21 protein-coding genes and 3 tRNA genes are annotated in these 20102 nt (G+C 40.3%); 6 read left to right on the plus strand and 18 right to left on the minus strand.

The features are described 5' to 3' along the window. Nucleotides 1–36: 36 nt before the first annotated feature. Together BJN41_RS14145 and msrB are read right to left on the minus strand one after the other, a co-directional pair. A complete protein-coding gene (locus BJN41_RS14145; protein ID WP_070155973.1) occupies nucleotides 37–516 on the minus strand; it encodes a glutathione peroxidase in 480 nt (159 codons plus the stop codon). After that, nucleotides 513–932, minus strand: coding sequence for a peptide-methionine (R)-S-oxide reductase MsrB (msrB, locus tag BJN41_RS14150; RefSeq protein WP_070155976.1), 420 nt, complete (start codon nucleotides 930–932; stop codon nucleotides 513–515). The genes BJN41_RS14145 and msrB overlap by 4 nt, the downstream gene beginning before the upstream one ends. Nucleotides 933–1085: 153 nt before the next feature. Here msrB and BJN41_RS14155 point away from each other — a divergent pair, with 153 nt between their 5' ends. The 3 genes from BJN41_RS14155 (at nucleotide 1086) to BJN41_RS14165 (ending at nucleotide 3923) form a co-directional block, all read left to right on the plus strand. Continuing rightward, nucleotides 1086–2321, plus strand: coding sequence for a pyridoxal phosphate-dependent aminotransferase (locus BJN41_RS14155; protein ID WP_070155978.1), 1236 nt, complete (start codon nucleotides 1086–1088; stop codon nucleotides 2319–2321). A gap of 209 nt (nucleotides 2322–2530) precedes the next feature. Beyond that, nucleotides 2531–3262: a hydroxyacylglutathione hydrolase gene (gloB, locus tag BJN41_RS14160; RefSeq protein ID WP_070155980.1), complete on the plus strand. Its 732-nt coding sequence runs from the start codon at nucleotides 2531–2533 to the stop codon at nucleotides 3260–3262. A gap of 457 nt (nucleotides 3263–3719) precedes the next feature. Next, nucleotides 3720–3923: a hypothetical protein gene (locus tag BJN41_RS14165; protein WP_004971452.1), complete on the plus strand. Its 204-nt coding sequence runs from the start codon at nucleotides 3720–3722 to the stop codon at nucleotides 3921–3923. A 242-nt stretch (nucleotides 3924–4165) separates the two neighbouring features. On the opposite strand, the gene BJN41_RS14170 is transcribed toward BJN41_RS14165, so the two are convergent. The 5 genes from BJN41_RS14170 to BJN41_RS14190 all read right to left on the minus strand — a co-directional run bounded on the left by BJN41_RS14170 (nucleotide 4166) and on the right by BJN41_RS14190 (nucleotide 6966). Further along, nucleotides 4166–4250 (minus strand) — tRNA-Leu (locus BJN41_RS14170). A gap of 36 nt (nucleotides 4251–4286) precedes the next feature. Continuing rightward, a tRNA-Trp gene (locus BJN41_RS14175) sits at nucleotides 4287–4360 on the minus strand. A gap of 33 nt (nucleotides 4361–4393) precedes the next feature. Then, nucleotides 4394–4478: transfer RNA gene (locus BJN41_RS14180), tRNA-Leu, on the minus strand. 117 nt (nucleotides 4479–4595) lie between these two features. Further along, a complete protein-coding gene (locus tag BJN41_RS14185; RefSeq protein ID WP_070155982.1) occupies nucleotides 4596–5447 on the minus strand; it encodes a serine/threonine protein kinase in 852 nt (283 codons plus the stop codon). After that, nucleotides 5437–6966: a DUF3336 domain-containing protein gene (locus BJN41_RS14190; protein WP_019838443.1), complete on the minus strand. Its 1530-nt coding sequence runs from the start codon at nucleotides 6964–6966 to the stop codon at nucleotides 5437–5439. Before BJN41_RS14190 ends, BJN41_RS14185 begins: the two co-directional genes overlap by 11 nt. 183 nt (nucleotides 6967–7149) lie before the next feature. On the opposite strand from BJN41_RS14190, the gene BJN41_RS14195 reads away from it, so the two are divergent. Then, on the plus strand, nucleotides 7150–8022 hold the full coding sequence (locus BJN41_RS14195; protein WP_070155984.1) for an ATP-binding protein: 873 nt from the start codon (nucleotides 7150–7152) through the stop codon (nucleotides 8020–8022). 71 nt (nucleotides 8023–8093) lie between these two features. Here BJN41_RS14195 and BJN41_RS14200 read toward each other — a convergent pair whose 3' ends face one another. Both BJN41_RS14200 and tsaD read right to left on the minus strand, forming a co-directional pair. Continuing rightward, the gene (locus BJN41_RS14200; RefSeq protein WP_070155986.1) at nucleotides 8094–8525 is read right to left on the minus strand and encodes a GFA family protein; all 432 of its coding nucleotides are present in this window, start codon (nucleotides 8523–8525) and stop codon (nucleotides 8094–8096) included. Between the two features lie 134 nt (nucleotides 8526–8659). Then, nucleotides 8660–9676, minus strand: coding sequence for a tRNA (adenosine(37)-N6)-threonylcarbamoyltransferase complex transferase subunit TsaD (gene tsaD, locus BJN41_RS14205; RefSeq protein WP_070155987.1), 1017 nt, complete (start codon nucleotides 9674–9676; stop codon nucleotides 8660–8662). A 146-nt stretch (nucleotides 9677–9822) separates the two neighbouring features. Here tsaD and rpsU point away from each other — a divergent pair, with 146 nt between their 5' ends. Beyond that, nucleotides 9823–10038 carry a 30S ribosomal protein S21 gene (rpsU, locus tag BJN41_RS14210; protein ID WP_001136722.1) on the plus strand — a complete coding sequence of 72 codons (216 nt, stop codon included), beginning with the start codon at nucleotides 9823–9825 and terminating at the stop codon, nucleotides 10036–10038. Between the two features lie 31 nt (nucleotides 10039–10069). Next, nucleotides 10070–10516: a GatB/YqeY domain-containing protein gene (locus BJN41_RS14215; protein WP_070155989.1), complete on the plus strand. Its 447-nt coding sequence runs from the start codon at nucleotides 10070–10072 to the stop codon at nucleotides 10514–10516. Nucleotides 10517–10655: 139 nt separating this feature from the next. Here the strand turns inward: BJN41_RS14215 and BJN41_RS14220 are convergent, their stop codons facing one another. The 9 genes from BJN41_RS14220 to BJN41_RS14260 all read right to left on the minus strand — a co-directional run bounded on the left by BJN41_RS14220 (nucleotide 10656) and on the right by BJN41_RS14260 (nucleotide 20046). Continuing rightward, nucleotides 10656–11018 (minus strand): hypothetical protein, encoded by a 363-nt coding sequence (locus BJN41_RS14220; RefSeq protein WP_070155991.1) that lies wholly within the window; start codon nucleotides 11016–11018, stop codon nucleotides 10656–10658. 66 nt (nucleotides 11019–11084) lie between these two features. Then, nucleotides 11085–11459 (minus strand): GFA family protein, encoded by a 375-nt coding sequence (locus BJN41_RS14225; protein ID WP_070155993.1) that lies wholly within the window; start codon nucleotides 11457–11459, stop codon nucleotides 11085–11087. Between the two features lie 48 nt (nucleotides 11460–11507). Next, complete coding sequence (locus BJN41_RS14230; RefSeq protein ID WP_070155995.1) at nucleotides 11508–12944, minus strand: M48 family metalloprotease; 1437 nt, start codon at nucleotides 12942–12944, stop codon at nucleotides 11508–11510. 105 nt (nucleotides 12945–13049) lie between these two features. Next, on the minus strand, nucleotides 13050–14024 hold the full coding sequence (locus BJN41_RS14235) for a 2-hydroxyacid dehydrogenase (protein ID WP_070155997.1): 975 nt from the start codon (nucleotides 14022–14024) through the stop codon (nucleotides 13050–13052). A gap of 78 nt (nucleotides 14025–14102) precedes the next feature. Beyond that, nucleotides 14103–14738 carry a hypothetical protein gene (locus BJN41_RS14240; protein ID WP_026438175.1) on the minus strand — a complete coding sequence of 212 codons (636 nt, stop codon included), beginning with the start codon at nucleotides 14736–14738 and terminating at the stop codon, nucleotides 14103–14105. 171 nt (nucleotides 14739–14909) lie between these two features. After that, a complete protein-coding gene (locus BJN41_RS14245) occupies nucleotides 14910–16799 on the minus strand; it encodes a M48 family metallopeptidase (RefSeq protein WP_070156058.1) in 1890 nt (629 codons plus the stop codon). A gap of 96 nt (nucleotides 16800–16895) precedes the next feature. Then, nucleotides 16896–18434: an amidophosphoribosyltransferase gene (purF, locus tag BJN41_RS14250; RefSeq protein ID WP_070155999.1), complete on the minus strand. Its 1539-nt coding sequence runs from the start codon at nucleotides 18432–18434 to the stop codon at nucleotides 16896–16898. Between the two features lie 24 nt (nucleotides 18435–18458). Next, nucleotides 18459–19040, minus strand: coding sequence for a CvpA family protein (locus BJN41_RS14255; protein ID WP_070156001.1), 582 nt, complete (start codon nucleotides 19038–19040; stop codon nucleotides 18459–18461). 4 nt (nucleotides 19041–19044) lie between these two features. Then, entirely contained in the window at nucleotides 19045–20046 is a 1002-nt protein-coding gene (locus BJN41_RS14260; protein ID WP_070156003.1) for a quinone-dependent dihydroorotate dehydrogenase, read from the minus strand. Nucleotides 20047–20102: the final 56 nt, after the last annotated feature.

Consider the following 20102-nt stretch of genomic DNA (forward strand, 5'->3'; position numbering starts at 1 on the left):
TCGCCTTAATTATCTTATTTGCACAAGCGCGAACCTTTATCGTAAAGCCTTTTCAATTTCCGCCTGTAAATCCTCAGGTTTGGTGGTCGGAGCAAAGCGGTTCAATACCTTGCCATCTTTACCAATTAAAAACTTAGTGAAATTCCATTTAATTCCATTACCCAAAATACCTTTACTGTTGTTGGTCAGGTAACGGAAAATCGCATGTGCTTCAGGACCTTTTACATCAATTTTATTAAACATTGGAAAACTGACACCATAGTTTTTTTGGCAGAAGCTCCCAATTTGCTCATTGGAGCCCGGATCTTGCCCACCAAACTGATTGCACGGGAAGCCCAATATTTCTAGCCCCTGATCTTTGTATTGTTGATATAACTTTTCTAAACCTGCAAATTGAGGCGTAAAACCACATTTACTGGCTGTATTTACAATCAACAAAACTTTCCCTTCATAATCACTAAAGGCTTTATTTTGTCCATCTAACAACTCGGCTTCAAATTGATAAATGTTAGTCATGGATAATTTTCCTCATCATTTTTTTCTTCTGTTTTGAGTTCTAAAGAAGCCGAATTGACACAATAGCGTAATCCCGTTGGCTGTGGGCCATCATTAAAAACATGCCCTAAATGTGCGTCACAATGATGACAAACAATCTCGGTACGCTGCATACCATGCGAGTCATCCTGATGCTCCTCAATCACCCCTGGCTGAAGGGGACGAAAGAAACTTGGCCAACCGCAACCGCTGTCATATTTTGTTTCTGATGAGAAAAGCGCTGTACCGCAACAACGACAGGTATAAATACCCTCTTGTTGAGTATTCCAATATCTCCCCGTAAAAGCAGGCTCTGTACCTTTTTGACGTGTAATCCGAAATTCCTCTGGTGATAACTCTCTTTGCCATTCTCGGTCTGTTTTATTGAGTTTTCCCATCACTAACTCCTTTAAATCTTTGACATTCAGTGTCATGCTTCAGTACTTCTATATTTACGCTAGAGCTTGCAAAATATCTAGCTAAATTTCAGCATAGATTGTGATATTTCAGTAATCTATAATTTATTTATCTTCTTATCATTGGATGCAACTATGTCCGTACTAGGTAACACGACACCACGCGAAATAAAAAAATCATCAAAACTTGAGCATGTATGCTACGACATTCGCGGACCTGTGTTACGAGCGGCCAATGAAATGGAAGAGGCCGGTCATAAAATTATTAAACTGAATATTGGCAACCCTGCCCCATTCGGTTTTGAAGCGCCACAGGAAATTATTAATGATGTTGCATTGAACTTACCCAATGCAATTGGTTATACCGACTCCAAAGGAATTTTCCCTGCACGTAAAGCAATTTGTCAATACTATCAGCAAAAAGGCATTTTCGATATGCATGTCAATGATGTGTATATTGGCAACGGCGTATCTGAACTGATTGTTATGGCAATGCAAGGCTTGCTGGACGATGGCGATGAAATGCTGGTGCCTATGCCTGACTACCCCCTTTGGACTGCAGCAGTAAATTTATCGGGCGGTACTGCCATTCATTACAAATGTGATGAAGAAAACTTTTGGTATCCAGACATTGCTGATATGGAAAGTAAAATCACGCCAAATACGCGTGGTATTGTCATTATTAACCCAAACAACCCAACGGGTGCGGTTTATCCACGTCATGTGTTGGAACAAATTGTAGCATTGGCAAAAAAATATGACTTAATTTTATTTGCCGATGAAATTTATGACAAAATTATTTATGACGGCATTGAGCATGTTGCAGTTGCGGCTTTAGCAGGTGATCAGCTCTGTATTTCATTCAATGGCTTGTCTAAATCGTATCGCATCGCAGGCTTCCGTTCGGGCTGGATGGCAATTACAGGCGATAAATCACGTGCTGCAGACTACATTGAAGGTTTAGACATGCTGGCGTCTATGCGTTTGTGCGCCAACCATCAGGCGCAATACGCGATTCAAACGGCATTGGGTGGTTATCAGTCTATCAATGACTTAATTCGTCCAGGTGGTCGTTTATACGAACAACGTAACATTGCATGGGAAATGCTGAACGACATTCCTGGTGTGTCTTGTGTCAAACCTGAAGGCGCAATGTATTGCTTTCCGAAACTTGATCCAAACGTCTATCCAATTGAAGATGACGAAAAGTTAATGCTCGATTTACTCAAAGCAGAAAAAGTTTTGTTGGTTCAAGGTACAGGTTTTAACTGGCCAACGCCTGATCATTTCCGTGTGGTGTTCTTGCCAGCAGAAAATGAATTACGTGAAGCAATGACACGTTTAGGTCGTTTCTTTGCAAAAATCCGCTAAGACTTCACCGAATCTCTGTTGTAAAATGCCGTGTTAAACACGGCATTTTTTATGGATTTGATTTTTATCTCTATTTTATCTTTACACGTTTTATTCATCACCACACAGTTACACAGCAAAGCAATAACATGCTACTTTGGGAGACACTTTTACACACCAGTAAAAGCATGCTGTAATAGTCACAAACAATTAAGTTCCAGGAATCGAGCATGCACTACCAAGTCCATCTTATTGATGCGCAAAAGCCATCACAAAACTATATTTGGTTGCTTGAACATTGTGCCAGCAAACAAGTGGTGGTTGTTGACCCGACCGATGCCAAACCTGTTGAAAATTTTTGTCAAAATCATGGTTTAGATATTGCACAAATTTGGTTGACGCATTGGCATCAAGACCATATTGGCGGTGTGCCTGAACTCATTGCAAAACGCAATTTACCCGTTTATGGGCCACGTGAAGAATTAAGCAAAATTCCGTTTATCACACATCCATTACTAAACCAAGACCATTTTAATTTTCATGATTTACAGGTTGATGTTATTTCCGTTCCGGGACATACCTTGGGGCACATAGTGTATTTTATAGATGCGTTGGATGTATTGTTCTGTGGCGACACTTTATTTGCGATGGGCTGTGGGCGCGTTTTTGAAGGTACACATTTGCAAATGTATCAATCTTTAAACCGTTTGGCTGCCCTGCCTCCGCGTACTCAAGTATATTGCACACATGAATATACATTGGCAAATGCCAAATTTGCACTGCATGTAGAACCAGACAATGTTTCCATTCAAGAGCGTTATCAACAGATTGAAAGTTTACGCATGCTTAATCAACCCACTTTACCGAGCAGCATCGAACTAGAACTGGCAACCAATCCATTTTTAAGAGCCGAAAGTGTCGAAGAATTTCAGAAATTACGTGAACTTAAAGATAACTTTTAAATTGACGAATAGTTGATGAAACGTGCGATATTTCATATGTTACAGCGGCTTTGTTGCACAAAGATTTCATAACTATATGATTTTAAAAGTTTTGATTGCTTTTTGATCCAAAATTAAATTTATTTAAATCAGATGCTTACATATTTATGCAACAAAGCCCCTCTATGTTAATGCTGAAAATAAATACAGTCTATACTTAAAAATTATTAACAAAATATTTCCAAGTCATCTTTAGGCAATACATTTAAGACCTTAGAATAAATTGCACCACCCTAATAAAAACAATCAATATCAATAACTTATAAATTGATAATTCTTTTCAAATATTCTATTTTCTTAAAAAAACTTTAGATTTCGCAAAATCAGTGAAAAAAAAATCAAAGATATACATTGCTGCCCTTTAAAAATTAAAGAAATATCCCTATTAATATTTAAATGAATGGATGGGAGTTCTCTCGTGAAAAAAGTTGTTAAAGCAAAAAATTTAATTGCGTTTCGTATTTGGTTAGAAAAGTTAGGCTATTCAGTCAAAAATTTGGCGGATGGTCACGGTTTCACTTTTAGCTTTCAAAAAGAGTATGGTTTGGTTACGTGTGAACTTTCAGGTAACGCTTTAGCAATGAAATTAGGCGAGGAATTTGAAGACCATTTAAAAGCATAAATATTGATACAATACCGATAAGTATGCGATAACGGTTGAACTCGATAGGATGCAAAAATAAAAATTCAAATCGTATTTCATCAACATTTAAAGATGATATTGCCTATAACCTGTTTATGGGCTTTTTTGTGCCGAATTTTAAATCTTGAAATGTATCTAAGCTCTGTCAAAGAAGTACAATGATTTAAAGCTAAAATAACAGGCAATAAAAAAGCAAGGTCATTGCCTTGCTCTTTAATGTATGGTGGGGACGGAGAGACTCGAACTCTCACACCTCGCGGCGCTGGAACCTAAATCCAGTGCGTCTACCAATTTCGCCACGTCCCCAACATTGGGTACCAACTCAGTTGTTGGATTTTGATTTGGCAGAGGATCAAGGATTCGAACCTTGACGAACGGTTTTGGAGACCGTCATGCTACCATTACACCAATCCTCTATAACTTAAAATCAAGCTGGCTTGATATTTAAGTGGTGGGGACGGAGAGACTCGAACTCTCACACCTCGCGGCGCTGGAACCTAAATCCAGTGCGTCTACCAATTTCGCCACGTCCCCGATGGCTGTGTATATTATAGAGATCACTTCCTGATGACAAGCCTTTTTTATAAAAAAGCGCAATGACTGTTTAAATAAAAAACAAAAACCTATTTTTTGATTTTTTCTTCTGCATATTCAGCCACTAAGCAATAATTTCAACTCAGCAATACTCGACGCACGCCGTGAATAGGGTTTTACTAACATGTGATTCAGTAGTGGTAAAAATGCTTGTAGATGCGCAGGAAGTTGAATATGCAATCTTTGACAGTGCAAATATGCCCAATCATGGTGACTGTTTGCCTGTAAGCGTTGTTGCGTTAACCATTCATAAAAAATAATGCCTAAAGCATAAATATCACTTTGTACAGTTTTAGGCTGCCCGTGAAATAACTCTGGCGCCATATAACGCGGTGTAGCGGTTATCTCTTGACATTGAATATCTGTAACTTTCTGTACTTGCTCAAAATCTAATAACTTGATTTGTCCATCTAACTGTACAAGATGTTCAGCTTTTAGGTCGGCATGAATCCAATCCAATTGATGCAATGCTTCTACTGTTTCAAAGACACGCCAAAATATGTGTTTAATCTCTTCTGTTTGCTCAGGTAAATTACCCATCGCAAGAGCGGCTTTTGCTTCAGGTAAAATCAAAGCACGTGAATAGACCTGTGAATAATGAAATGAAATGTCATGTGAATTGCCATGCGACTGAATATGAATGGGTACAGCATCCATCAATTGACATGGCAATAAAAAAGATAAATGTGATGATTGCGCGTACTGTTTATAAAAGTTCCATTCTTGTGCAAAGCCCTGCTCGACTGTCCTATGAACACCTGGTTGTTGGGCTTTAAGCCAATAAAACTGCCCTTGATGTTCAAAACGATAGATATGCCGACCATGTTGCAAACTTTTTGCTTTACTACGCAACTCGAACTGCGCAGAATCTAACTGTTCAATATCCAAATTCAAAACATTAAACAACACTTACACTAGCGCGAATTTCTGCTGCGACTTCATTAGATACTGCTCTTTGAGGTGCAGTTAGTAACTCTAAGCAATGTTGCAAAGTTTTACCAACACGTGCATGCGTTTCAATTGATGAAATTTTGGGCCAAGTCGCGCGTTCGCCCTCACGCTGTAAAATTTTAAACAATTGTGGTTTCGGGTTTTGCAGCATATATGTGTAATGGCGCAGGTTGTAGCTTCCTACAATATTCACATCACCATAATAGCGTTGATCGACAATGCCATAGCCATGATCTAGCAAACGACGCACTGGCGGTACAGCTCCTGCGCGCTCACGTACAAAATCCATTACCCCACGACTAATGACTTTGCCCTGACGACGAATAATCCGTTCTGGCCAACTCAGCATATCTTTGCGATAACGCTTAATATCATCCTGCATAAACGGCACTACATGTGGATTGACCTGACTGGCAATAGTGTAATTAATATTATATAAACGTGCCATTTTTTCCTGCGGGAAATCGCTACGCACACTGCCATCCACCCAGCGGGTTTTACCCATATACGGAGTGTGTTCACCATCATAGCGCTTGTTAGTTAAACGTACTGGTGGGAATAAAATTGGCACAGCACACGAGGCCAACACCGCACTCCAAACCAACAAATCTGGCGCAGTAAAGCTATTCATAATGCGTGAGTCTTGCGATGCATCATAAGGCGCAACCGCCACATTAATATGTAAACCTGATTTTTGAAAAGCTTCTTGAAATGTTGTATCGCCTAAGTTCTTGATAAGGAATTTTTTTAAATAATGCACATCGGCAATTCCCCCATTGCCTTTAATAATTTCCCGCATTTGTCTAAATTGAAATGCTTCGTGGAAAAATGACTCCCCCCCCAATATATGTTGTACTTCTTCAGGTTTTGAAATGCCTAACATTGCAGTCATTATTGCGCCTGCACTCGAACCCGATAGCACTTTAGGCATTAAATCTTGTTCAAACAATGCCTTACAAACACCTGTGTGAAATAAACCTAGCGTTGCACCACCAGAGAACATCAATGCAGGTTGTCCGTATGCCGTTTGGCATTGCTGAAAAAAATCTATTTTTTCTGATTTGGTGAAAGCCTGACATTCATCTGAAGCGACAAAAGCCAAACTTTTGCTGACCTCATCAACATAATCTTCAATAATTTTTTTTGTACCCACATAAGTTGCAGTGAACAACATTGGATGGGCAATATTGGCGATGTCAAAAGTTAAACCTTCACGCAATATATAAATTAAATCGCGACTGCGGTCGGTAGTGCGGTAGCGGCGTAATAAATTTAAACGATGCGAAATAATTTCCGCGTCAAAATATGGTGAACTGTTGTCATATTTCCATTCTTGTGCACCAGTTTCTTCATCTATACGAATGGCAATACTTTTCCATTCTTCATAAGATTCGGCATTTTGTATTTGGCGCTTGAGCTTTTTTATGCGATAGGCTTGATGCGGATTAACATCTTCGGTAAAACCTTTAAATAACATAGCCTTCCTCGATCCTTTAGTTTATTCGCAGCACTACGCTTGCCTATGCCTACTATACACAACAATATCTAAAAATTTGTCGTACGCGTCAATGACTCAACACACTTTGATTGTCAACTCTAGGTCAATTGCGCTAGTCTTAAAGTGTAGCAATATGATCTGAATTTTTTAAGCTGAATTATCATGGCAAACCTAGATTTACCCGACAACATTTTATTATCACTTTCGCATGTACTCCAACAACTACAGCAAAGTTTACCTGCTTTAAAACAAGAAACCGACTTTTCTGCTATTGCATTCAAATGGCAAGATCAACAATTGATGGCGATTCAACAACCAAGAAAAATAGATTTAGATGATTTAAAAGGGATCGAAAAGCAAAAAGAAAAAGTCATTCAAAACACATTGCAGTTTTTAAATGGCTTACCTGCAAATGATGTGTTACTTACAGGTTCTCGCGGTACGGGCAAATCATCTATTGTACGAGCCTTGCTGACTGAGTATGCCAATCAAGGATTACGTTTAATTGAAATTGAACGTGATGATTTGTCTGAATTACCAGAAATTCAAAAAATCATTCAGCATCGCCCTGAGAAATTTATTGTCTATTGCGATGATTTAGCTTTTAACGCAGAAGATGAAAATTATCGTACTTTAAAAAGTGTTTTAGATGGTTCATTACAATCAGGTTCCAGTAATTTTATTATCTATGCGACCAGTAACAGACGTCATCTGCTGCCTGAATTTATGCACGAAAACACACCTGTCACTCGTGTAGATGTACCACAATATACTGAATTGCATCCCCAAGAAGCGATTGAGGAAAAAATTTCATTGTCTGATCGCTTTGGTCTGTGGCTGTCGTTTTATCCAATGGATCAGAATCTGTATTTAGAAATTGTCGAGCATTATCTGCAAAAGGCGGAGATGGAACTCACCGCTGAAGCGCGTGCCGAAGCTTTACGCTGGTGTCAGGCGCGTGGGCAGCGTTCTGGTCGTGCCGCTTATCAATTCTCGAAGCACTGGATTGGGTCTGCGCAGTTAAAATCTTTGTAAAATGTTTCAATTCATTCAATGCCCAATAAACTTATTGGGCTTTTTCTAATTTAAATGGCATATCTAAAATATCAACTATCCGACTGAAAATGTGATGCTAATACCGTCCACTCTGGTAATTCAGCATAATCCTGATCTGCAACGAGTGTGGGTATCCAAGCAGTTTTCGACTGAAGACAAAAATTTAATCGCCGCTCTGGTTGAAGATTATTTTCCAGTAGACCTAAAGGAATCCACATATAATCCGTTTTTCCCACTTGATTAGGTACAGGGGATCCACATTGAGTACAAAAAGATGAGGTAAAGCCACTGTCCTTCTTATAAGTATGGACAGTATTCTTAGCGGATTCCCAGTTAAAATTTTGCTGAAGAACTAAGGTTGCAGCATTTGCACCAGTACCACTCTGCTTTCGGCACAAACTGCAATGACAATGATAAATTGTATGAATTTTCTGTTGAATGGAAAAATTAACCTGTCCACATAAACAACGTCCCGTATACATCTTTTATTCTCACAACTTATTTTTAATTCGTAGTTTGGCATAGAGTTTAAATAAAGCCGAACACCTTCAACAAGATTTATCATGTTGATACAAATGAAAAAAGAGGCTTTTACACCTCTTTTCATCAACCCGCTTTATGCTTCGTTTGGATTACTTAATTCCGTCATCGGCCAACGTGGTGTAGTCGTTACAGATAAACCATCTTGTTGCCCTGCTTTTAAACGCTGATAACCCGCAAAAGCAATCATTGCACCATTGTCGGTACATAATGCAGGTTCTGCATAATAAACTGCTGCACGAATTTTAGCTAAATCCGCTTCTAAACGCTCACGTAAACGAGTATTTGCGCTCACACCACCAGCGATCACCAAGCGTTTTAAACCCGTTTGTTTTAAAGCTTTTACCGATTTTTTCACCAAAGTATCAACAATCGCTTCTTGGAAACTTGCCGCAATGTCTGCATCACGGTTTGCATCACCCAACTTTTTCATTTGTACTGAAACCGCAGTTTTTAAACCACTAAATGAAAATTCTAAGCCTTGGTGCAACATTGGACGTGGAAATTCAAAGGTTGTGGCATCGCCTTGTTCGGCTAATTTGGCAATATTTGGCCCACCTGGATACGGTAAACCCATCATTTTGGCAACTTTGTCAAAAGCTTCGCCCGCAGCATCATCAATCGACTCACCTAACAATTCATATTGACYAATGCCATAAGCTGCCATGAGCTGTGTGTGTCCACCCGAAACCAATAAAGCCACAAACGGAAATTCTGGTGGTGTTGCAGACAATAATGGTGCAAGCATGTGCCCTTCCATGTGATGCACGCCAATCGCAGGTTTATTTAAGGCAAATGCCAAAGTTCGTCCAAATAAAGCACCTGTCATGAGTGCACCCATTAACCCTGGGCCACGGGTATACGCCACGGCATCAATTTCAGATTTTTTGACTTCACTCTGCTTAAGTAATTGATTGATTAAAGGGATCAGTTTACGCACATGGTCGCGTGAAGCCAGTTCGGGTACTACACCACCATACTCTGCATGCAATTTAATTTGGCTATACAGTACTTGCCCGCGCAAACCCAACTCGCTGTCATACAGTGCAAGTCCCGTTTCATCACAAGATGTTTCCAAGCCTAAAACGATCATTAAATTGCCTATAACCTGTATCAATTCTATTGCGAAATCTATTATAGACTTGTGATATGAGATGTAAATGAGTAAAATATTGACCTTCACTTGTGATCGTGGGCAATTTCGCCCAGATCTTATCCATAACTTAATGAGGATTCTTCATGCCACAAGTTAAATTGAAAGAAGGCGAACCAGTAGACGTAGCTATCCGTCGTTTCAAACGTTCTTGCGAAAAAGCAGGTGTTTTAGCTGACGTACGTAAACGTGAATTCTACGAAAAACCAACTCAAGAACGTAAGCGCAAAAAAGCTGCTGCTGTTAAACGCTACCAAAAGAAATTGGCGCGTGAATCAGTACGTACTACTCGCCTTTACTAATTAATTTGTGATTGCCTGTCTGGATTAAATGATGACGACTTTAAAAAACCAAATCACTGACGTTTTGAAAGCGACAATGCGCGCCAAAGAAATGGGTAAGTTAACGGTAATTCGTAGTCTACAGGCGGCAATTAAGCAAATCGAAGTCGATGAGCGCAAAGAGCTTGACGATGCTCAGGTTCTTGCGGTCATTGAAAAGCAAATTAAACAACGTAAAGAATCGGTTAAAGCCTTTGAAGGCGCTGGCCGAGAAGATTTAGCTAGTAAGGAACAAGCTGAAATTGAGGTGTTATCTCAGTTTCTACCAGAAGCTATGACTGAGGAAGAACTTGATTCCATGATTGCGCAAACCATTCAAGCGCAACAAGCTACTAGCATGAAAGATATGGGTAAGGTGATGAACTCTCTGCGTCCGCTCATAGCCGGGCGCGCCGATCCTGCACAAGTATCTGCAAAAATTAAAAGCAAATTAAGCTAATCAACTCATCCCAAATTTGTGTTTTTCCAAACACTCATTTAAAAGTCAGATTAAACCTGTTTAATCTTTCGCTCCAATACTATTCAGTAAAATACTAGATCAAGGATGAGATAAATTATTACTCACCCTTAGACGCTTTTTACTTTAAATCGCAGTTCACTTGATACTTTTTCAGCAATTGCATTTCTTTAGATGCGCTGACCTGCTGAATCACATCCTGTTTATTAATATTCTGATAACGACGATCCAAATAGGCACGATTTTCATCTGCTGCCTGATATAAGCGATCGACATAACGACTGACAATGCCGCAAAACTGCTGCTGTTGCTGCGGATTAAAACCCTGCTGTTGTGGATTTAACCCCCGTAAAAACTGTCGAGCATCTTGTTTATATTGCATATTAATTTCTTCGACAGCTAACACATACTGCTCTGCACTCGCAGCATAGACATTTGGCAAGTTCATCCCCAAAATAAGGCATAAATAGATATATTTTTTCATTTTCAATTCAGGGTCGTTTTAACTCAATTTCAAGTTATATTTTAGCACTGTATATTCAGTGAATAACTATTCACAGGACTCAATTGCCAAAAAGTTTGGTTTGTATTGCGCAAAAGCTTGCTCACATGGTTCGGGAACTTTGCCTTGTGTCACAGTTCCTAAACGCAAACGAATAATATCGGGTAAATCTAGCCGATAAGAATAAATCGGGCTGCCACATTCCTGACAAAATACTCGTGCTTTATTGGGACTGTGAAAATATTCTTTTAAGTATTTTAAGCCACGCACCACTTCAAAATGTTCACGTGCAACTGGACTATTCCATCCCATAATACTGCCTTGCGCACGGCGGCAATGCTGGCAAAAACATAATATTGTTTTTTGAATTTCGGCGTGGTAACGGTAATACACCGCACCACATAAACATTGTCCCTCAATCATTCTTAAACTCCTTTTCTTTATTGTTATGTCACCGTATGTACGCCTGACTTATATTTTTAACTGTCGCTCTCTTTGCATTTCAGTCACACGGTTTTTTATATTTGCCGACATCGCCTGATTGTCTTTGGCTAAGCGCTGCGCGTGCAGTAATGATTTAATTGCCTCTTCTTCCCAACCCGACCAATACTGTACTTCTGCACGATACCGTAACACATTTACGGTGCGCAAGGCAGAACTTCGGTCTGCATTTGCCGCTTGCTGCATTAAATTCCAGGCCGATAAATCACGCGGATTTTTTTGCAAGAAATCCTTCAAAATACTTTCTGCCTGTGCGGTTTGATTTTGACGAATCAAAACCTCTGCCCATTTATAATTCAGTGCACGATTTTCAGGCATAATTCGCGCAGGTGAGCTAATTGTTTTGAGCGCCAAATCAATTTTATTTTGTCCTAAATAAATGTCAGTTTGAATAAGTGTAAATAAATTATGTAAACGATTGTGATTTTTAGCCTGATCTATGGTTTGCTGCGCCAAAACAAAATCGCCTTGCTGGMTATAAAAATAAGCCAAAGCCAACTGTGCAGCAAAATGGTTACGGGTTGCAAATGCTTTGAGCTGTTGTTCTGTCGCCTGCTGAGAAACCACCAAGCTATATAACTTTAAAATTTCAAAGTCTTCATCACGCAGCGAGGTTGGCACAGGTGGTAATTGATTGGCACGTAAACGCGCCTCACTCATCCGCTCTGAGGTTAAGGGATGGGTAAACCAAAAATCTGGCAAGAAACTGACTCGGCTGGTGGTACGGTGCATCACTTCAAAAAAATCTGCCATGCTTTGTGGGTTATAGCCTGCGCTATACATATATTGCATGCCTATACGGTCTGCTTCACGTTCCTGATTACGGCTATAGGTCAATTGCTGATCCATTAAAGCGGCTTGAGAACCCATCATCACTGCTGCGCCTGCATCACCATCAGCTTGTGAGGCAACCAATGCCCCAACCACAACTCCAGCTAGAGCTAACAAGCCCTGCCCTTTAAATGCCTCTTGAGATCGGCTGTAATGACGTTGAGATACATGGGCAATTTCATGCGCCATTACACCGGCAACTTCATCCATATTACGGGCAGAATTAATAAGACCTGTGTTTAACGCAAATAAACCGCCTGGCACGGCAAAAGCATTAATTTGTGGATCATTGATAATGAGTAGCCCAATAGGTTGCCCCAGTTGAGTTTGGCTGAGTAGGTGCGAAAACGTATTGATTAATTGATCTTCTAGCCACGGGTTTTGCGTGACAGGCATTTTACGCTGCACTTCCCGATAGACTTTTTCGCCTATACTGCGTTCTTTTTGCTGATCGATTAATCCCACACCACTGCCTATTTCAGGCACATTAAATTGTGCTGTGGTGGTCAAATTGGCACTTTGGGTTGTCGCAATACTGGCAAAACTCAAACCGCAGATCAGTAATACACGTTTCAATGGATGATCTCAAATACATATCTTGCATTATGATTCACTATAACATTGAAAAATGAACGCATTTGCAATGATGTGTTATCAATTTTTATCCAGTCACTTGTAACTTTAGGGCGTATAGCAAGCAGGATTAACCACATATTGTGGACGACGTCCTTCCAGCGCATCAACCAAATTTTTATAAGCTAAATTTGCCATTTTTTTACGAGTTGCTGTAGTTGCAGAACCAATATGCGGCAAAGTGACGACATTGTCTAACTCAAATAATGGTGATTCTTGCAGGGGTTCTTTGTCATAGACATCCAAAGCTGCGGCAAAAATTTTGCCTGCTTGCAAGGTCTGGATTAGTGCCTGTTCATCAATGACCGAACCACGCGAAATATTGACCAAAATTGCATGTGACTGCATTAAATCCAGTTCACGCTGACCAATTAAGGCTTTAGAATCCACATTTAAATCGACTACCAGCACCACAAAATCAGACTGTTGTAGCAATTCATCCAGACTCAAATATTCCGCATTAAATGCTTGCGCCACTTCCATTTTTTCACGACGATTATGGTACACCACGTTCATATTAAAACCATGAAATGCACGACGCGCGATAGCAGCACCAATATGCCCTAAACCTACAATACCAATAGTTTTACCATAAATGTTCTGTCCAAACTGCGCTGCGCCAACAGTACTTTTCCATTGTCCTTGTTTAGTCCACCGATCTAAATATGGCACTTGTCGTGCTGCACTCATCAATAAGGTAAAGGCTAAATCGGCTGTAGTTTCAGTCAAGACATGCGGTGTATGGCAGAGGCTAATCTTTTGTTGGGTTAAATAATCTACATCATAGTTGTCATAACCGACACTAACACTCGAAATCACTTTGAGTTTGTTTGCAGTATGCAAGTTGCTTTGATTAAGCAAACGCCCTGCACCAATCATGCCATCGGCATCTTGCACATGCTCAAGCAACTGTTGATTCACATCACCCAATTTAGGGCTGACCTGCACCACCTGATAATCTTGCTCTAGCTTACTTAAAATTTCTGCATCAATTTGACTAAACACCACCACTTTTTTACGCATGATTATCCCTGTTCCTTGTCTCTAATTACTTAAATAGGTAAATTTTTGAATATCAAAATCGACTTAGGCTTTGAGCTGTCACGATGTGGCTTGGATCGCATCCCACAGGCTTTTTTTCAACAGTGGCTGATCTAGCATTTCTTGCAAACTGGCTAAATGCAAACACTGTTCAGATTTAAAATGCGGTAAATGACCTAAAATCAGCATGTTTTTATCAGCGCTTAAAACATCAACAAAACCTTGTACATAATTTTCTACCCCTATGCCGTCTTGTAATACTTCTAAGGCAAAAGGCCATTGTAATACATGATATTCAGCCTGCAGCGCATGCTGAATATTACGCCACAATTGTTGCTGTTTCTGACTCAATGCAGTGCTTTCTACCAAAATAACACAATGTGGTAACTGTAAAGCTTCAATGCTAAAGGCTTCGACCTGAAGTATCACACGCGCTTCAGGAATATCGTCTGGCGCAACCACTTCCACCGCTGTATGTTGAGGAGATGGTTCTTGCGCGGGCTCTTCGAGAATAGTTGACTGTTGTTGTTTTGATTGCTGATTGACTGTAGCTAGAACAATAATTTCACTGTGTAATTCAGGGGCAGCTAAATCGCGCCAAAGCGATGATTGTGGCAAAGTTTGAGGCACAGCAGTTCTAGAAACCCAAATATCGATCCCCAAACTGGCTAAAATCTCACGCTGATGCGCCATCATGTTTATCATCACCTAGCTAATTTTTCGCTGCACATTTTCATCACAGAAGAATATACAAGATAGCACCTATTCTACCTAGAAAGGCTGCACAATGCTGTGCTTTCTTTCACCCAATCTGACCTATTCGTATTTTTCTCAAAATCTGCTTTAAACACACCTAATCAATCAGTGTCACACAATCATCAAACTGTTTTGTTTTTGCATTTGCTCGACAATTTCTTCGGTTTTAAAACCTAAACGCCAATAGAGCAACTCCAAAACATCCAATTCATCTTGGGTGATAATACGGTCATTCCACAAACAAATTTCAGCAATGCCCAACACCATCAGTCGATCACGCAGCAGCAAACCTGCCATATCATTTAAAATTTCTGATAAATCAATTGGTTCATCTGAAATTTCTTCATAAGCAATAAGCTCATCTGCAGTTAAAACACGTTCTAAAATACGTTCACGTACATCTAACTGATTGACGCTATTGATTTGCTGCACATGCAATAAAGCATCAATTAAACGTACAATTTGCGGTTTAACTTCGTGTAACGCTGCGGGTGTATGTAACGGCAGCAAGTTCAATTCAAACTTAATACGTTCAAGCAGCAAGGCATCCAACAAACCAATCTCGCCATCTTCCTGAATGATTTTTGCTAATTTGGTTAGAAACTGCCGTGCGATACTCAGCGGCATACCACCAATATTTTTACACGCTTCATGGAAAATCGAGATATGTACTCGCCCATCCAAATGTAATAAAGCATCTACAATTGCACGACTCACTTCTGCTTCAGCAGGAATAAATTCACGATATTGGCGAATCATCAAAATAGCGACAATCACCTCACGCGAACCCGTTGCCGTTTGTAAGGCACGCTGAATTAGCTCTGGACGCGGCATGTTATTGCGAATTTCAGGCTTGAGTGGCTTAATTGCATCATTAATTGCAAAGCTAATCGGCGACAAGCGCAGCAAAGGCAAAGGTTGCGGCGAGCTCCACGGCGCATAATATTCAGCATTCATTTCTTCTAACGAGCGAAATAGGCTAAACAAAGGCTGATTGCGTAAACGCTTCAAATTTTCGAGTTGTAAGTCTTGTACCAAGGTTGGATCAAGCTCAAAAATACGGGCTTCAATACTTGGATGAATATTCATCCAGCTTTGCGGACTGAGCGAGTTAGCAAAGCACATGTGGGAAATCGATTCTGAATATTCACTATGAATTTGCGATCCCGCATGATGCACATAAATTCGCAGCAAAGTTTGAATATTGGCATTGTTTTGAATCAAGCGCTTGGTTTTTAAATCATTTTTAAAAGTACGTCCGCTTAAGCTAATGTATTTAATGAAGCGAGTAATCAACACTCCCAAACTACCCAATAACCAAATGCCACCACCCACAGCAACAAAAAAAGTTGCCAGTTTATGTGGCGGTGCATCACGATGCTGTCCAAAGCCAAGTTTGGCGATGCTACTGCCCCACTTACTCAACGTGGTTAGACTACTGTAGAGGATTTTAAGCTTAGTATTATCAATGGTTTCACCGCTCAAAATATGGTTAAACTCATGGCTAAGTAGTCCATATAGCTCTTGTTCATCCAAGTTTTGTAAAGCACCCCAAGTCAAAATAATCACAATATCTTTATGACTAAAACCTGCAGTTAAGGCATTTACCCCAATTTCATCGGGCAATACATATACGGTGGGTGCTTGAATTTGAAAAGTATCTGCCAATTGTTCGCTCAGTTTAAGTGCAGTACTTTCTTCTGGGGTACTTTCAAACTGGGTTAAACGACGCGCACCCAATTGTTTTGCCAAGGAGTGACCGCCTGAACGAAAAACATAAAATTCCAAAATGACGGATACCGTCATAATCAGCACTAAAACTGTAATCCAGTATGGGCTTAGACTGTGCCAATAGATGGACTGGCTTGAATCCACATAATAAACCAACAGACCCAAAACTGTGTTTAAGATAAACAGGGTCAAAGCGACTGCAACCAAACATAAAATTGCAGACCAAATCATATTTTTGTTTTTAATCAAGTAACTACTCACAGACCTCAATGTAAACATCCTGAATTACATTGTATTTGAGCCACCATCATAAATGAAAAAAGCGGGAATTTCCCGCTTTTCTCAATGAGCTGATCAGAAAAAGAATTAACTCTCTTTCACACCAGTTAAGTCTACTGACGCAGCATCAATATTGACATCAATATAACCATCTTTGCCTTTTTTAGCGAAGTCGTTACGCTTTTGTTCAAGATCATTCAGATAAGCTTCATCAATTCCGCCAGCCACATACACACCATCAAATACTGAACAATCAAATTCAGTCAAATGCGGTACTTTATGGGTACGAACGGCTTGTTTTAAGTCTTCTAAATCTTGGAAAATTAAGCGGTCTGCACCAATAATTTCACGAATTTCTTCGACATTACGGTTAGACGCAATTAACTCATCTTTGGCTGGCATATCAATACCATACACATTTGGATATTTCACCATTGGCGCTGCCGAAGCAAAGAATACTTTTTTCGCACCTGCATCACGTGCCATTTGGATGATTTCGTTACAAGTCGTACCACGGACAATCGAGTCATCCACCAACAGTACATTTTTGCCTTTAAACTCAAGCTCAACAGGGTTCAGTTTTTGGCGCACTGATTTTTTTCGCAATTGCTGACCTGGCATAATAAAGGTACGTCCGATATAGCGGTTTTTCATAAAACCTTCACGGAATTTAACCCCTAAAATATTTGCCAACTCTAAAGCCGAGGTTCGGGATGTATCAGGAATGGGAATCACTACATCAATATCGTGCTGCTCGCCCCATTCTTTGGAAATTTTATGCGCCAGTTTTTCACCCATTTTTAAACGGGCTTTATACACAGAAATGCCATCAATGGTCGCATCTGGACGAGCAAAGTACACATATTCAAAAATACATGGACGATATTGAGGTTTAGCGGCACATTGCTGGATAAATAACTCACCAGCATCATTTATAAAAATTGCTTCACCCGGTGCGATATCACGCTCAACTTTAAAGCCAAGTGCAGTAATTGCCACAGATTCTGATGCAATAATATATTCCATACCCTGTTCAGTTTCACGCGAACCATAAATAAGTGGACGAATACCATTTGGATCACGGAAGCCAACCAAACCTTGACCAGTGATCATTGCCACTACGCCATAAGCACCTTTACAACGCTCATGCACACGGCTAACCACATGAAAAATATCTTCAGGTGTTGGGCTTAATTTGCCACGATGTTGTAACTCATGGGCAAATACGTTTAGTAACACTTCTGAATCAGAGTCTGTGTTCATGTGACGCAAATCTGTTTTAAACAGATCTTCATGAATTTCTTCAGCATTGGTCAGGTTACCATTGTGAGCCAAAGTAATCCCGTACGGTGAGTTCACATAAAATGGCTGCGCTTCGGCACTGCTTGAAGAACCTGCAGTCGGGTAACGCACATGACCGATGCCATAGTTCCCTTGTAACGCACGCATGTGGCGTGTATGGAATACATCACGCACCATACCGTTATCTTTACGCAAGAACAAACGTCCATTGTGGCAAGTTACGATCCCACCTGCATCCTGTCCACGATGTTGTAACATCGTTAATGCATCAAACAACATTTGGTTAACAGGTGATTTACCAGCTATACCAACAACTCCACACATAGCAACCTCGCAGACCAGCTAGGATTAATAAAAAGGATTATTCGTTGAGCCATCTGCGCCAGATGTATTCTCTTTTGCGTCAGATGCTACATCGGAAGATGGCGCTGCATCTTTCGACTTGATGTGCTGTAAAGCCTCATTGGCAGCGTCTTTAGACAATTCAGTTGCCCACGGTGCATACGGCAATAAACTTTGTACGAATTTAGATTGTTTCCAATAAGGAGAACTTTCTACCCAAGGACCAATCCCCTGAATAGTTATAAGGACAATAAGCAAACCTTTCAAGGTACCAAATGCGCCACCTGCCAAACGGTTTAATGGCCCCAGTTTTAAACTCTTTAATACACTGTTTAAAATGGCGGTCACAATCCAAGTGAGTACCACAATCACCAAAACAATAAAGGCAAAGGCTGCAATTTTTTGCACCACTGGATCGCTACTCAGCGCTGACATTGAAGGTGCGAGGACTGTGGCATATTTTGCCGCAACAATCAGGGCAAAAATCCATCCGACCAAGTTCGCAAAGGCTTTAATAAATCCTTGACGCAAACCGTTCAGCCCTCCAATGAGCAAGAGAATCAGAATAACGATATCAATGGCGTTCATGAGCTTAGAATGCGTTCACACAATCTTGAACCAGTTCAGGACCTGCATAGATCAAGCCACTATACACCTGAACCAAAGATGCACCTGCATTTTTTTTAGCAAGCGCCTGTTCGCCTGAAAGAATACCACCTACGCCAATTAAAGGAATTTCACCTTTGAGTGCTTCTGAAAAAGCCGCCAAACATGCGGTGCTTTTTTCAAACACAGGTGCGCCAGACAAACCACCTGCTTCATCACCATGTGGTAAGTTTTCTACACCTTCACGAGACAAAGTTGTATTGGTCACAATCAGACCATCAATTTTAAATTGCAACAATTGTTTGGCAATGAATTGAATATCTTCTGCATCTAAATCTGGGGCAACTTTTAACACTAGCGGCACATAGTGCTGATGCTCTTCAGCCAACTCCAACTGACGTTGTTTTAACGTTTGCAATAATTCAGTCAGCGCATCACCACTTTGTAAACTACGCAAGTTTTTGGTATTCGGTGATGAAATATTTACAGTAATATAAGAGGCATAGTTATAGACTTTTTCTAAACAAATCAGATAATCATCTACTGCATTTTCAACTGGTGTATCGGCATTTTTGCCAATATTAATTCCCAAAATGCCTTTAAATTTTGCCGCTTTGACGTTTTCAATCAGCTGATCGACCCCATCATTATTAAAACCCATACGGTTAATAATGGCTTTGGCCTGTGGAATACGGAATAAACGTGGATGCGGATTGCCCGCTTGAGGACGTGGCGTAATGGTGCCAATTTCAATAAACCCAAAGCCCAAACCAGCTAAGGCATCAATATACGCACCATTTTTGTCTAGACCCGCTGCCAAACCTACTGGATTAGGGAATTCAATTCCCATACAAGTCACTGGTTTCGCTACAGTCTTTTGACGCATCAAGCCCATTTTATGGCTCGATTTCAACAGTGATAGTGTCAGCTCATGTGCACGCTCTGGTGCTAAAGAAAATAACAGCGGGCGGGCTAGAGAATACAACATATCTGCAAAAGTCTACTGCTTTCTAAGTCGCCATATTATAGGCTTAGCCCATTCAA

This window comes from Acinetobacter towneri (assembly GCF_001758345.1).
Taxonomy (GTDB): Bacteria; Pseudomonadota; Gammaproteobacteria; order Pseudomonadales; family Moraxellaceae; genus Acinetobacter; species Acinetobacter towneri_A.